This is a genomic window from Roseiarcus sp., from assembly GCF_052145395.1.
In the GTDB taxonomy this organism is placed as follows: domain Bacteria; phylum Pseudomonadota; class Alphaproteobacteria; order Rhizobiales; family Beijerinckiaceae; genus Roseiarcus.
The window spans coordinates 1-12,814 of record NZ_JBKQOT010000623.1 but is presented as its reverse complement, the minus strand read 5'-3'; the positions used below and the strand labels follow the sequence as shown (position 1 = coordinate 12,814).

At 66.9% G+C, this 12,814-nt stretch carries 11 protein-coding genes and 2 pseudogenes; 9 read left to right on the top strand and 4 right to left on the bottom strand.

The features are described 5' to 3' along the window. A pseudogene (locus tag ACLP25_RS21460) lies at positions 1 to 672 on the bottom strand (polyphosphate kinase 2); the annotation flags it as partial. 340 nt (positions 673 to 1,012) lie between these two features. On the opposite strand from ACLP25_RS21460, the gene ACLP25_RS21455 reads away from it, so the two are divergent. From ACLP25_RS21455 to ACLP25_RS21435, 5 genes and pseudogenes are all read left to right on the top strand, one after another. After that, complete coding sequence (locus ACLP25_RS21455) at positions 1,013 to 1,573, top strand: acyloxyacyl hydrolase (protein ID WP_442471175.1); 561 nt, start codon at positions 1,013 to 1,015, stop codon at positions 1,571 to 1,573. Between the two features lie 214 nt (positions 1,574 to 1,787). Beyond that, positions 1,788 to 5,109: pseudogene (carB, locus tag ACLP25_RS21450) on the top strand (carbamoyl-phosphate synthase large subunit). 52 nt (positions 5,110 to 5,161) lie between these two features. Continuing rightward, positions 5,162 to 5,635: a transcription elongation factor GreA gene (gene greA / locus ACLP25_RS21445; RefSeq protein ID WP_442471174.1), complete on the top strand. Its 474-nt coding sequence runs from the start codon at positions 5,162 to 5,164 to the stop codon at positions 5,633 to 5,635. Between the two features lie 60 nt (positions 5,636 to 5,695). Next, entirely contained in the window at positions 5,696 to 6,199 is a 504-nt protein-coding gene (locus tag ACLP25_RS21440; RefSeq protein WP_442471173.1) for a hypothetical protein, read from the top strand. 107 nt (positions 6,200 to 6,306) lie between these two features. Next, positions 6,307 to 7,134: an RNA methyltransferase gene (locus ACLP25_RS21435; RefSeq protein ID WP_442471172.1), complete on the top strand. Its 828-nt coding sequence runs from the start codon at positions 6,307 to 6,309 to the stop codon at positions 7,132 to 7,134. A 21-nt stretch (positions 7,135 to 7,155) separates the two neighbouring features. On the opposite strand, the gene ACLP25_RS21430 is transcribed toward ACLP25_RS21435, so the two are convergent. Continuing rightward, positions 7,156 to 7,383 (bottom strand): hypothetical protein, encoded by a 228-nt coding sequence (locus ACLP25_RS21430; RefSeq protein ID WP_442471171.1) that lies wholly within the window; start codon positions 7,381 to 7,383, stop codon positions 7,156 to 7,158. A 400-nt stretch (positions 7,384 to 7,783) separates the two neighbouring features. Beyond that, the gene (locus ACLP25_RS21425; protein WP_442471170.1) at positions 7,784 to 8,008 is read right to left on the bottom strand and encodes a hypothetical protein; all 225 of its coding nucleotides are present in this window, start codon (positions 8,006 to 8,008) and stop codon (positions 7,784 to 7,786) included. A gap of 163 nt (positions 8,009 to 8,171) precedes the next feature. Between ACLP25_RS21425 and ACLP25_RS21420 the strand changes: the two genes are divergently transcribed. Beyond that, complete coding sequence (locus tag ACLP25_RS21420; RefSeq protein ID WP_442471169.1) at positions 8,172 to 9,059, top strand: YicC/YloC family endoribonuclease; 888 nt, start codon at positions 8,172 to 8,174, stop codon at positions 9,057 to 9,059. 166 nt (positions 9,060 to 9,225) lie between these two features. On the opposite strand, the gene ade is transcribed toward ACLP25_RS21420, so the two are convergent. Continuing rightward, entirely contained in the window at positions 9,226 to 10,935 is a 1,710-nt protein-coding gene (gene ade / locus ACLP25_RS21415; protein ID WP_442471168.1) for an adenine deaminase, read from the bottom strand. A 100-nt stretch (positions 10,936 to 11,035) separates the two neighbouring features. On the opposite strand from ade, the gene pdxY reads away from it, so the two are divergent. The 3 genes from pdxY to ACLP25_RS21400 all read left to right on the top strand — a co-directional run bounded on the left by pdxY (position 11,036) and on the right by ACLP25_RS21400 (position 12,569). Continuing rightward, positions 11,036 to 11,887 carry a pyridoxal kinase PdxY gene (gene pdxY / locus ACLP25_RS21410; RefSeq protein WP_442471167.1) on the top strand — a complete coding sequence of 284 codons (852 nt, stop codon included), beginning with the start codon at positions 11,036 to 11,038 and terminating at the stop codon, positions 11,885 to 11,887. A gap of 90 nt (positions 11,888 to 11,977) precedes the next feature. Then, positions 11,978 to 12,295 carry a hypothetical protein gene (locus tag ACLP25_RS21405; protein ID WP_442471166.1) on the top strand — a complete coding sequence of 106 codons (318 nt, stop codon included), beginning with the start codon at positions 11,978 to 11,980 and terminating at the stop codon, positions 12,293 to 12,295. Positions 12,296 to 12,311: 16 nt separating this feature from the next. Next, the gene (locus ACLP25_RS21400) at positions 12,312 to 12,569 is read left to right on the top strand and encodes a hypothetical protein (protein WP_442471165.1); all 258 of its coding nucleotides are present in this window, start codon (positions 12,312 to 12,314) and stop codon (positions 12,567 to 12,569) included. Positions 12,570 to 12,814: the final 245 nt, after the last annotated feature.

Sequence of the window (12,814 nt, the reverse complement as noted above, 5' to 3'; positions counted from 1 at the left end):
TCCTTGGCCTCAGTGTACTCGTCCCACTTGTCGAGCGAGGCCTTGTCGATCGGCGAGAGCTTCCACTGCTTCAACGGATCGGTTTCGCGCGCGGCGAAGCGGCGCCGCTGTTCATCGCGCGTGACGGTTCGACGCCGGCGCGATTGTACCAGGAGCGGTCGAAGAACACCATTTCGCCCGCGGCGGGCAGATGCTGGACGTAGCGCTGGAAGAACCATTGCGTACGCTCGCGCTCGTTCGGCTTCTCGAGCGCGACGATGCGCGCCCCGCGCGGGTTCAGGTGCTCCATGAAGCGTTTGATCGTGCCGCCCTTGCCGGCGGCGTCGCGTCCCTCGAACAATACGACGATCTTCTCGCCCGAATCTTTGACCCAGTTCTGCGCCTTGAGGAGTTCCGCCTGGAGCGGCAGCATCCGCTCGACGTAATGGGACTCGGTGACCTTCGTCTTGTAGGGATAGTCTCCCGTCTCGACCCGCGGCGGATGGCGTCCGGATCATGGCGCAGCGACTGGACCTCGATCCGATGGACGGGCTCGTGCTCTTTGGCGGGCTTGGTCCGGCGGCGCAGGGGCGCGGTGACGACAATGGACGTGGGCTGGGGGGATGGCGCGGCTTCGGGCGCGACCGTCTCCGCGCCGTCGGCCTTGGCCGTGGACTTTATCTCGGTTTCCATTCCAATTCCCATCCCGCCTGCTCTTGCGGGCCTGGCGGCCAATCCACCGCCATTCTGTATTCGCGAGGAACCGCGGCTGGAGTCAAGGCGACGCGGCGTCGCGCCTAGGCGCGGGGCGCCGGGCGTGATCGCCCGATTGTTGCGCGCGCGCCACAGTCGCCGTCGCTTAAGGGTTCATTCGAGTTCGGGCGCCTGCCGCGTCTTGCGTCGGTTCGGCCCTCTCCTCTATGGATGACGGGGGCGTGTCGCCCGGAGGTCTGTCTCAGTGAACTCCAGACTTGGCGTTATGTTGGGTCTGGCGTGTGGGGCGGTCCTCGGCGCCAGCGCGTTTGCGGCTGACTTGAGCACCGATTCGGGCCTGCAGCCGCAACCTGACCTCGGCCCGCAACCGCAGCCTTACGTCTGGGACCCGTTCGACGAGATCCGCGCTGGCGTTTTCGCCCACAATTGGATTCACGACGAGGCCGCGCCGGTCGATCTTTCGTTCGAGGCGTTGTCGGCGCCGATCGCGTTTCCGGGCTACAACAATCCCTCAATCGCTGGGAATCCCTGGATATCGTGGTTTTTCCAGCCGCGCCTCGACGTCGGCGCGATGATCAACACCCGCGGCAGGAGCAGCTACGCCTTCACCGGTTTCAACTGGCGCATTCCGATCATTGGCAAGTTCTTCTTCGAGGGCGAATTCGGCGGTGCCGTCAACAACGCCCCGAACTGGCCGGAGCGTGGGCGCGTCGATATGGGTTGCGCGCTGACCTTCCGGGAATCTGGCGGCTTTGGATATCAGTTTTCCGAGAACTGGGACGTCATCGCCAGCATTGAGCATGTCTCCCACGCCACGTTTTGCACCCACATCAACCCGGGGCTGACCCAGGTCGGCGCCCGGATCGGCTACAAGTTCTGAGCCGTCCATCGGGCTAAGGCCTTCCGCCCTTCCCATGGGCTGGATTTTCGTTTAACGACAGGCCCACTCATCAGGGCCGGGGGCCGCCCCGGACCTTCCGGCGCTTCGCATGAAGGACGCATCGCGGCCAGGAGCCCCGCGACGCGGCCTTTTTTTGTGCGCCCGAAAGAGGATAGCGCGCCGCGCCGTCGAATAGGCGCGCCAAGAGGACCGTATGCCGAAGCGCACCGACATCTCGACCATTCTGATCATCGGCGCCGGCCCGATCATCATCGGCCAGGCCTGCGAGTTCGACTATTCGGGGACCCAGGCCTGCAAGGCCCTTCGCGCCGAAGGCTACCGAATCGTTCTGATCAACTCGAACCCCGCCACGATCATGACCGATCCGGACATGGCGGATCGGACCTATGTCGAGCCGATCACGCCCGAGATCGTCGCCAAGATCATCGCCAAGGAGCGCTATGCGATTCCGGGCGGGTTCGCCCTGCTGCCGACCATGGGCGGGCAGACGGCGCTGAACTGCGCGCTCAGCCTGAAGAAAATGGGCGTGCTCGCGCGCTACGACGTCGAGATGATCGGCGCCACGGCGCATGCGATCGACAAGGCCGAGGACCGCGAGCTTTTCCGCGAGGCGATGATCCGGATCGGGCTCGCCACTCCGCGCTCGCACCACATCAAGACGCTGCCGCAGGCGCTCGCCGCGCTCGAGGACATCGGGCTGCCGGCGATCATCCGCCCGAGCTTCACGCTGGGGGGAACCGGCGGCGGAATCGCCTACAACAAGAGCGAGTTCCTCGACATCGTCGAGCGGGGCATTGACGCCTCGCCCACCAACGAGGTGCTGATCGAAGAGAGCGTCATCGGCTGGAAGGAGTTCGAGATGGAGGTCGTCCGCGACAAGGCGGACAACTGCATCATCGTCTGCTCGATCGAGAACGTCGATCCGATGGGCGTCCACACCGGCGACTCGATCACGGTCGCCCCGGCGCTGACCCTCACCGACAAGGAATTCCAGATCATGCGCGACGCCTCGATCGCGGTCCTGCGAGATCGGGGTCGAGACCGGCGGCTCGAACGTGCAGTTCGCGGTCAATCCTGCCGACGGGCGGATGATCGTGATCGAGATGAACCCGCGCGTGTCGCGCTCGTCCGCGCTCGCCTCCAAGGCGACCGGCTTTCCGATCGCCAAGGTCGCGGCCAAGCTCGCCGTCGGGTACACGCTCGACGAGATCGCCAACGACATCACCGGGGGCGCGACGCCCGCCTCGTTCGAGCCGACCATCGACTACGTCGTCACCAAGATTCCACGGTTCGCGTTCGAGAAGTTCCCCGGCGCCGAGCCGACCCTGACGACGGCGATGAAGTCGGTCGGCGAGGCGATGGCGATCGGCCGCACCTTCGCCGAATCGCTGCAGAAGGCGCTGCGCTCGCTGGAGACCGGCCTCGACGGCCTGGACGAGATCGAAATCGACGGCCTCGGCAAGGGCGACGACAAGAATGTGCTGCGCGCCGCGGTCGCGACCCCCACGCCGGACCGCCTGCTCAAGGTCGCCCAGGCGATGCGGATGGGCATGCGAGTCGACGAGATTCACGACGTTTCGAAGATCGACCCGTGGTTCCTCGAGCGGATCGCCGAGATCGTCGCGCTCGAGGGCAAGGTGCGCGCCTACGGCCTGCCTCAGGACGCGGGGAACCTCAGGGTGCTGAAGGCGGCGGGGTTCTCCGACGTCCGGCTCGCCGGACTCACCGGAGCCGCCGAGGAGGATGTCGAGGCCTTGCGCAAGCGGCTCGGCGTGCTCCCGGTCTACAAGCGCATCGACACCTGCGCCGCCGAATTCGCCGCGCCGACCGCCTACATGTATTCGACCTACGAGGCTCCGTTCGCCGGCAAGACGAGTTGCGAGGCGGACCCGTCGGAGCGCGAGAAGATCGTCATTCTCGGCGGCGGCCCGAACCGCATCGGGCAGGGCATCGAGTTCGACTATTGCTGCTGCCACGCCTGCTTCGCCCTGAGCGAGGCCGGCTACGAAACCATCATGATCAACTGCAACCCCGAGACGGTGTCGACGGACTACGACACGTCGGACCGGCTCTATTTCGAGCCGCTCACCCAGGAGGACGTGCTCGCCATCCTCTACAAGGAGCGGGAGAAGGGGACGCTGAAAGGTGTGATTGTCCAGTTCGGCGGTCAGACGCCGCTGAAGCTCGCCCACGCCATCGAGCAGTCGGGGGCGCCCATCCTCGGCACCTCGGTCGACTCGATCGACCTCGCCGAGGACCGCGACCGGTTCAAGCGGCTGCTCGACAAGCTGGGCCTGAAGCAGCCGAAGAACGGCATCGCCTATTCGGTCGAGCAGGCGAGGCTCGTCTCGGCCGATCTCGGCCTGCCGCTCGTCGTGCGCCCGTCTTACGTGCTCGGCGGCCGCGCCATGGCGATCATCCACGACCAGACGGCGCTCGACGACTACCTGCTCGGGGTTCTGCCGAGTCTCGTGCCGGCCGACGTGAAGGCCCGCTACCCCAATGACAAGACCGGCCAGATCAACACGGTACTCGGCAAGAACCCGCTGCTGTTCGACCGCTATCTCAGCGACGCGATCGAGATCGACGTCGACGCGCTCTCAGACGGCAAGACGGTGGTTGTCGCCGGGATCATGGAACATATCGAGGAGGCCGGAATTCATTCCGGCGACAGCGCCTGCTCGCTGCCGCCGCGCTCGCTGACCCCCGAGACGATCGCCCGCCTCGAAGCGGAAACAAGAAAACTCGCCCTCGCCCTCGAGGTGGGCGGGCTGATGAATGTCCAATACGCGCTGAAGGACGGCGTCATCTACGTGCTCGAAGTCAACCCCCGCGCCTCGCGCACCGTGCCCTTTGTCGCGAAGGTGATCGGAAAGCCGATCGCCAAGATCGCGAGCCGCGTCATGGCGGGGGAGAAGCTCGCCGGTTTCGACCTCGACCTCGGTAAGCTCGGCCATGTCGGAGTCAAGGAGGCGGTGTTCCCGTTCGCCCGCTTCCCGGGCGTCGACACCGTGCTCGGGCCGGAGATGCGCTCGACCGGCGAGGTGATGGGGATCGACCGGTCGTTCGACATCGCCTTCGCCAAAAGCCAGCTGGGCGCGGGCTCCCGCCCGCCGACGGCGGGGGCTGTCTTCGTTTCGGTGCGCGACGCCGACAAGGAAGGGATCGTCGAGCCGTTGAGGGCGCTCCAGGCGCTCGGGTTCAGGATCCTCGCCACCGGAGGCACGCAGCGCTTTTTGACCGCGCATGGACTGAAGGCCGAAAAGGTCAACAAGGTCTCGGAAGGCCGCCCGAATGCGGCCGACATCGTGCGCAACGGCGGTGTGCAACTGATGTTCAACACCACGGAGGGGGCGACCTCGCTCGCCGACTCCAAGCCCCTCCGCCGGGCCGCCCTCTTGCAAAAGACCCCGTACTACACCACACTTTCCGGCGCTGTCGCGGCGGCGGAAGGGATACGCGCCGTAGCGGCGGGCGACCTCGAAGTCAGGGCCCTGCAGGACTATTTGGCGTGACGGCCGCCCGACGGCGCCGCCGCGGGAACCTCTTTTTTCTAACGGGTAGAGAATGGAAAAACTGCCGATGACCGCCGCAGGACACGCGGCGCTGGAAGCCGAATTTCTTCACCGCCAGCAGGTCGAACGCCCGCGCATCATCGCCGCGATCGCCGAGGCGCGGTCGCATGGCGACCTCTCCGAGAACGCCGAATACCATTCGGCCAAGGAGGCGCAGTCGCATAACGAGGGCCGCATCGTGGAACTCGAGGACCTTTTACAGCGGGCCGAGGTGATCGACGTCAAGAAGCTGAACGGCAGCACCGTCAAGTTCGGCGCAACCGTGACGCTGGTCGACGAGGACACGGACGAGGAAAGGGTGTTCCAGATCGTCGGTCAGAGCGAGGCGGACGTGAAATCGGGCAAGGTCTCGATTACGTCGCCAACGGGCCGCGCGCTGATCGGCAAGAAGGCGGGCGAAAGCGTCGAGGTGACGACGCCCGGAGGAGGCAAGAGCTATGAAATTCTGAAGGTCGCCTTTATATAAAGTTCATGCCGCGAAGGGCGGCTCATGCCCCGCGTGGCGAGCATGAGAAGGATCAGCGAAATGACAACCCGCGTCCTGACCCGCCGCGCCGCCCTGACCGCGCTCGGCGCGATGGCCTTCGCTCCGACGGTCGCGCTGGCGCAGGGGCCGCTGCGTTTCCGCGCCGTAAATGTGGATGTCGGCCCCTTGCGCGAGAGCGCCGGCGATCCGACCGCGGCCTGGGTGGCCGAATCGCTGACGCCTGCGCTCGCCCAGGCGCTCGGGCCGTATCTCGCGCCGGGCGACCGCAATGGGGCGACCCTCACCGCGCGCATCGGTTTGCTCTATCTCGGGCCCACCAGCGGAGGAACGGGTCTTTGGGGCCAGGGGCAGGACACCATTGCGGGCGATCTTATCGTCCGCGGGCCGCGGGGCGGCGTCGTGTCGGAAACTCCGCTCCGGGCGATCAGCTCTTATTATCCCAATGCCGTCGACCAGACGCTGATCGTGCAGTGGAACCGCACCCGCATCGACGCGCTGGCGCAGGCGTTCGCCGGCTGGGTCCCGCGGCAGCTCGGGCTCTGATCCGGCCGCCAGGGCTCTTTCGGATTCGCAGGAGCGACTGTGCGCGGCCTTTGACTGGGGTCGCGGCGGATGTTGCGTCGAAAGCGGCCGCGCTCTAGACGGCGGCCATGGTTGGCGCAGGCACTGACAAGACGAAAGCGACGATTCGCGGCGGACCGGCGGTCATTTTGGTCAGGCCGCAGCTGGCGGTGAATATTGGCATGTGCGCGCGGGCGATGGCCAATTTCGGCCTGGACGACCTGCGTCTCGTCAATCCCCGCGAAGGCTGGCCGCGCAGCGACGTCTATCGCGATGTCGCCTATTCGGCCGCGGCCGGCGCGACCGCGCTCCTCGACTCGGCGCGCGTCTTCGACAGCGTCCAAAAGGCGGTCGCCGACTGCCATCGCGTTTACGCCTCGACCGCGCGCGAGCGCGGGCAGGCGAAGGCGGTCATGACGCCTAGCGAGGCGATGAGCGCGACGGTCGCGGCGGAGGGCGAGAAGCGCGCGATCCTCTTCGGACCCGAGCGCACCGGCCTCGACAACGACGAAGTCGCAATCGCCGATGCGATCATCAGCTTTCCCTCCAATCCCGCCTACGCCTCGCTCAATCTGGCGCAGGCGGTGCTGCTGTGCGGCTACGAGTGGTTCAAGGCGGCCCACGGCGATGAGCCGCCGCCTTCGACCATTCCGCGCCCATCCTCGCCGCCGGCGCAGCGCGAGATGCTTTTGGCCTTCTTCGACTATCTCGAGGGGAAGCTCGACGAGAACGGTTTCTTCCGCCCCGTGACAAAGAAGCCCGGGATGCGGCGCAACCTGCGCAACATTTTTCACCGCATGGAGCTGACCCAGCAGGACGTCCGAACGCTGTGGGGAGCGGTCGTGCGCCTCGCCGAAGGGCCGCGGGCGGAGGTGCAGACCCGCAACCGGGTGCGGCCGAAAAAATCCACGGCCTGATCCGGCGGCGGGTGATCGTCCTTACGGCTGCATCGTTCCGCTCGACGCCGGCGCGGTATGGCGGATGTGGTGGCGGAGCTGGGCGTGACGGCTGTAATGGTGATGCGGCTTTCCCTTCGCGCCGGAGCCGTTCGGCTCGGCGGTGTCCGGCAGGGCGCCGGCGGGCGCGCCGGTGACGGTCGCCTGCGCGAACGCGGCTCCGCTGAAGGCGAGGCTGAGAACCGAAGCTGCGACGATGCTCTTGATCATGGCCGACCCATTCTCCCTTGAGAGAGCCCACAGCCGGCGAATGGCGCTGCCCGGCGGACAGGGGATGAACGCAGGGGGCCTGTCGCAGTTCCGCGGCGAATCGACGCCGCAAAGCGTCAGGCGTCCGGTCCAATCGATCCTTCGCGTGGAGATGCAGACGCGCAAGCGAGTCCGGCCGAAGACGTCAGCGAAACATCATGGTCACGCGCACATTTTTTTCGGCGTCCAGCAGGGCGCCTCGAATCTGAGCAGCCTCAAATCGAAGGCAGGCAAGCCCAAGCACGCTCTGCGCGCGTCGGATCCGGCCGCTTGTCTCCGCCCGCTCTAAGGCAAAAGGCCTTCCGTACGCGTCCGTCCGGAAGGCCGATAGCGTCCCGAAAGCGACAGGGTCGCGAGCGCCTTACTGCTTCGGAGCCTCGGGCGCGGCCGGCGCCATGTCGTGATGCATGTGGTGGTGATGATGGTGGTGGTGGTGATGGTGGTGGTGGTGATGATGATGATGATGATGCATGTGGTGCTCTTCCATCGGAGCGGCGGGCGCAGCGGCAGGGGCGGCTTCCTGCGCGACGGCGTAGCCGGCCAGGCCGATGGTCAGCGCGGCGGCGACGACAAGGCTCTTGATCATGGGCAAAAATCCTCTCGGCGAAGACCCCAGCGGCCTTCGCCGCAAAAACTGACTTAAGCTGCATGAACTCAAGATGAACCGAGCTCGGCGGGCGTGACTTCGACGCCGAATCCGTGCTCAAGGAAGGCGCCGGCGCCCGGCGCACGCGATAGGAACGTTAACGATGGCGGCAAACAGCATGACCGGCTTCGCCCGCGCGGCCGGCGCGAGCGGCGCCTGGCGCTGGGCGTTCGAGCTCAAGAGCGTCAACGCCAAGGGTCTCGACCTGAGGCTGAAAATGCCCCCGCCGTTCGACCGGGTCGAGGCGGAGGCGCGCGCCCGCCTCGGCAAGGCGCTCGCACGCGGCACATGCTTTGCGACCCTCACCGTCCAGCGCGAGGGAAGCGCGAGCGCCCCGCGCATCGACGAGGCGGCGCTCGCCGCGCTCGCCGCCGCCGCGCGCGCGGCCGCCGAGCGGGCCGGCCTCGCGCCGCCGACCATGGACGGGCTCATCGCCGTCCGCGGCGTTGTGGAGGTCGCCGAGGCCGAGGACGACGAGCCTGCGGTCGCCGCCGCCTGCGCCGGAGCGCTCGCGAGTCTCGACGAGGCGCTGACGGCGCTCACCTCCGCCCGCCGGACCGAGGGCGAGGCGCTGACCCGGGTGATGCGCGAGCGGCTCGACGCCATCGAGGCGCTGACGCTCGCGGCCGACGCCAATCCGGCGCGTAAAGCCGAGGCGATCAGGGCGCGGCTCGCCGAGAGCGTCGCGGCGCTCATGGAGCAGGGCCGCGGCTTCGACGAGAACCGGCTGCATCAGGAGGCGATTCTCTTGGCCACCAAGGCCGACATCCGCGAGGAACTCGATCGGCTGAAGACCCATGTCGCGGCTGCGCGCGCGCTTCTCGAGGAGGGCGGGGCGATCGGGCGCCGCCTCGACTTCCTCGCCCAAGAGTTTTCCCGGGAGGCGAGCACGCTCTCAGCCAAGGCCAACGACGTCAGCCTCACCGCCCAGGGGCTTGAACTGAGGGCGCAAATCGAGCAATTCCGCGAGCAGGCGCAGAACATCGAGTAGGCGAAGGCTTGACCTACCGTTTTTCTCCCGGCCGACGGGTCGAGCGGCGGGATCGACGGGGCGATTTCGAGTCCCGGCAAAATGCTCGGGTCAATCCGGAAGACCGCCCAGGCGCCGGCGACCGGAACGCCGCGCTTAGAGCGCGGCGCGCTGCGCCCGAACACAGTCAGTCCCGGACGAATTCGAGCGTGTCCACATCGACAAGTCCCATGTCGGTGATCTTGAGGTGCGGAATCACCGGAAGCGGTAAAAAGGCGACCTGAAGGAACGGCTCGGCGAGCGTGACGCCGAGACCCTTGGCGGCGGCGCGCAGCGGGATCAGCCTTTCGCGCACGACCTCGAAGCTCGAAAGGCTCATGAGGCCCGCGACCGCGAGCGGCAGCTCCGCGACGATCCTGCCGCCGTCGGCCACAGCGAACCCGCCCTCGATCTGGGTGAGCCGGTTGACCGCCGCGGCCATGTCGATCGCGTTGGTCCCGACGACGCACAGATTGTGGCTGTCGTGTCCGACCGAGGAGGCGATCGCGCCGCGCTTCATGCCGAAGCCTTTGACGAAGGCCGTCGCCTTGTTGTCATTGACGCCGTGCCGGGCGACGACGGCCACCTTGACGACGTCCTGGTCGAGATCCACGTCGCGCTCACCGTTCCGGTAGGGCAGGGTGACGGGGACGCGCTCGGTGATGATTTTGCCGGGGATGACGCCGATCGCCACGGTCGAGGGTCCCTGCCCACGCGCCACAAAATCGTCCGGCGAGACGCGCCGCGCCTTGATGCTGTCGCGCCCGACCGGCGGCAGCGCGCCGCGCGAGGCGAACAGCGCGTCGTCCACCACGCGTCCCGCGGCGAGGACTGTCGAGACGGCGCAGCTTTCGAGGTCGTCGACGACCACGAGGTCCGCGCGCCAGCCCGGCGCCACAAGGCCGCGGTCGCGCAAGCCGAAGATGCGGGCGGCCGAAATGCTCGCGGCGCGATAGGCGGCGAGCGGCGGCGCCCCCAGTTTGATCGCCGTGCGGATGAGAAAATCGAGATGCCCCTCTTCGGCGATGTCGAGCGGATTGCGATCGTCGGTGCAGAAGGCGATGAACGACGAGTTGCGCTCGGTGATCAGGGAGCTGAGCGCGTGCAGGTCCTTGCACACCGAGCCCTCGCGGATCAGCACCGCCATGCCCTTCGACAGCTTCTCCCGGCCCTCGGCCAGATTGGTCACCTCATGGTCGGTCCGCACGCCGGCGCTGAGGTAGCCGTTGAGGGCGTAACCGCTCACGAGCGGACTGTGGCCGTCGATCGGCCGGGTCTGGAAGGCGGCCAGTTTGGCGAGACACGCCGGGTCGCGCGCCAGGAGGCCCGGGAAGTTCATGAATTCGGCGAGCCCGAGAACTTTTGGATGGTCGGCGAGCGCCAGAAGGTCGGCGACCTCGAGCCGGGCGCCGGCGGTCTCCAAATCGGTGGCGGGGACGCAGCTCGACAGCTGCACGCGAAGGTCCATGGCCGTGGCCATCGCCCCGTCGAGGAAATAGCGCAGGCCCGCCTGGCCGAGGACGTTGCCGATCTCATGCGGATCGCAGATCGCCGTCGTCACGCCGTGGGCGAGGACGCAGCGGTCGAATTCGAGCGGCGTGATCAGCGACGACTCGACGTGGCAATGGGTGTCGATGAAGCCGGGAGCGACGATCTTGCCGCGGACGTCGATCTCGCGGGCGCCGCTGTAGTCGCCGAGCGTCCCGACGATGCGGTCGTTGCAGATCGCGACGTCGCCGGGGATCAGGTCGCCGCTGACGAGGTCAAAGATTCGTCCGCCTTTCAGCACCAGGTCGGCCTTGGCGAGGCCCTGGCCCTGCTCGATCGCACGGGCAAGAAAGGCGATGGCGTCGCTCATGAACAAAGCTCCTCGAGATGACCGGGGCATTGTTTCAGTCTTGGCGATGCCGCTCAAGCACGCTTTGACGCGGCGCCCGAATCGTCGTCAGGTCGCCCCCATGCGCCCGATCCTGTCGATCCAGTCCCACGTCGTATACGGCCACGTCGGCAACGATGCGGCGGCGTTTCCGCTGCAGCGTCTCGGCCGCGAGGTCTGGCCCTTGATGAGCGTCCAGTTCTCGAGCCACACCGGCTATCCCGGCTGGCGGGGGCGCGCCTTCGACGCCAGCATGATCGACGAATGTGTCGAGGGGCTTCAGGCGATCGGCGTCCTGCCGCAATGCGCCGGGTTACTCACCGGCTACCTCGGCAGGGCGGAAACCGGCGAGGCGGCGCTCAGGGCGCTCGCCGTCTTGCGGGCCGCGAATCCCGAGGCGGCCTGGTGCTGCGATCCGGTGATCGGCGACGTCGGCCGCGGGTCCTATGTCACCCCCGAGGTCGCCCGCTTCTTCCGCGACCGTGCGCTGCCGGCCGCGACGATCCTCACCCCGAACGCGTTCGAGCTGGAATGGCTGACCGGAGTCGCCGTCCGGACCCTCGAAGAAGCCCGTCAAGCGGTTGCGGCGCTCCGGGCGCGCGGACCGGCCATTGTCGCCGTGACCTCGCTTGCGCTCGACGAGACGCCGCCCGAGACGATCGACATTCTCGCCGGCGACGAGACCGGATTCTGGCTCGCGCGGACGCCGAAATTGCCGATCGCGGTCAACGGCGCGGGCGACCTTTTCGCTGCGCTGTTCTTCCACCATCGGCTCGACGCCGAATCCACGCAGGCGGCCCTGTCGAAAGCGGTCTCGTCGGTGTTCGGGATCGTGGCGGCGACGCTTCATGCGGGCCGGCGCGAGCTGGCGCTCGTCGAAGCGCAGGAGGAATTGACCGGCCCGTCGCGAGTGTTCCGAGCTCTGCCTTTCTGAAAGGAACGGCAGTCGTTTACTTTTTTCCTCGGAACGTCGCACAATGGCCTGCGTTCGATGATAGTGTTGGGGTCCGAAAGGGGAATGGCCATGCTGCGTCCAGTCAAAACGTACAGCGCCGTCGCGCTGGGTTGTCTCGTCGGTCTCGTCTCGACGGCGGACGCTCAGACCGTTCATCGCCATGTCCGCCATCCGGCAGCGGAAGGCCGGCAGATTACCGTCTATGGGCGCGAATCGTACCTGACCGCCGGGACCGAAGTGCCCGTGGGGACTTACAGCGGCTATGCGCTCGACACGATCTCGAGCACGGCCCCCTTCATGCCGTTCGTCGACCACACGACGGTCGGCGTGCGCGGTCTGGATCGGATCCCGAGCAACTTGACCGTCCCGGGCTGCTGCACGCCTTGAGCGTCGAGGTCTCGACATGACGAAAGCGGCAGCTTCGCTCGCGGTGGCTTTGCTCCTCGGCGCCTTGTTTCAGGCGTGCTCCGCGGGGGCTCAGTCGTCCGCCTATCCGCCCAAACGGGTCGCGTGGATAGTCGGCCAGGGCTTCTCCGGCTACAGCGGATATCCATGGGCTGGGCCGCCCTGGGATTGGCCCATTCCGACGCCGAAGCATGGCTGTTACGCCTTCCGCCAGTATCTGGCAGGCGCTTGGCGGCGGGTCGAAGAGTGCGAGTGAAAACGGACCTGTTGCGGACGGCGTCCCTCCCTCCTCAAGCCTGAGGGCAGCTTGCGGCGCAGCGCTGTCCGTGGGCGCCGAGCGCGCACCTGCGGCGCTGATGCGCAGGGAGCGGCGATTACCTTGACGGCAGCGGCGCACGGATAGGACGCCGTTCGTCGCGCCATCAAAAAGACGATAGTCCACCGCCAGCTAGTTTCATCGTGAATTCATCAACTGATAGAGACCAATCATAAAGATCGTCA

Bases quoted from the DNA above. Each gene is read 5' to 3' on its own strand.
- greA (WP_442471174.1), top strand. From the start codon at position 5,162: ATGGAAAAACTGCCGATGACCGCCGCAGGACACGCGGCGCTGGAAGCC.
- ACLP25_RS21440 (WP_442471173.1), top strand. From the start codon at position 5,696: ATGACAACCCGCGTCCTGACCCGCCGCGCCGCCCTGACCGCGCTCGGC.
- ACLP25_RS21435 (WP_442471172.1), top strand. From the start codon at position 6,307: ATGGTTGGCGCAGGCACTGACAAGACGAAAGCGACGATTCGCGGCGGA.
- ACLP25_RS21430 (WP_442471171.1), bottom strand. From the start codon at position 7,383: ATGATCAAGAGCATCGTCGCAGCTTCGGTTCTCAGCCTCGCCTTCAGC.
- ACLP25_RS21425 (WP_442471170.1), bottom strand. From the start codon at position 8,008: ATGATCAAGAGCCTTGTCGTCGCCGCCGCGCTGACCATCGGCCTGGCC.
- ACLP25_RS21420 (WP_442471169.1), top strand. From the start codon at position 8,172: ATGGCGGCAAACAGCATGACCGGCTTCGCCCGCGCGGCCGGCGCGAGC.
- ade (WP_442471168.1), bottom strand. From the start codon at position 10,935: ATGAGCGACGCCATCGCCTTTCTTGCCCGTGCGATCGAGCAGGGCCAG.
- pdxY (WP_442471167.1), top strand. From the start codon at position 11,036: ATGCGCCCGATCCTGTCGATCCAGTCCCACGTCGTATACGGCCACGTC.
- ACLP25_RS21405 (WP_442471166.1), top strand. From the start codon at position 11,978: ATGCTGCGTCCAGTCAAAACGTACAGCGCCGTCGCGCTGGGTTGTCTC.
- ACLP25_RS21400 (WP_442471165.1), top strand. From the start codon at position 12,312: ATGACGAAAGCGGCAGCTTCGCTCGCGGTGGCTTTGCTCCTCGGCGCC.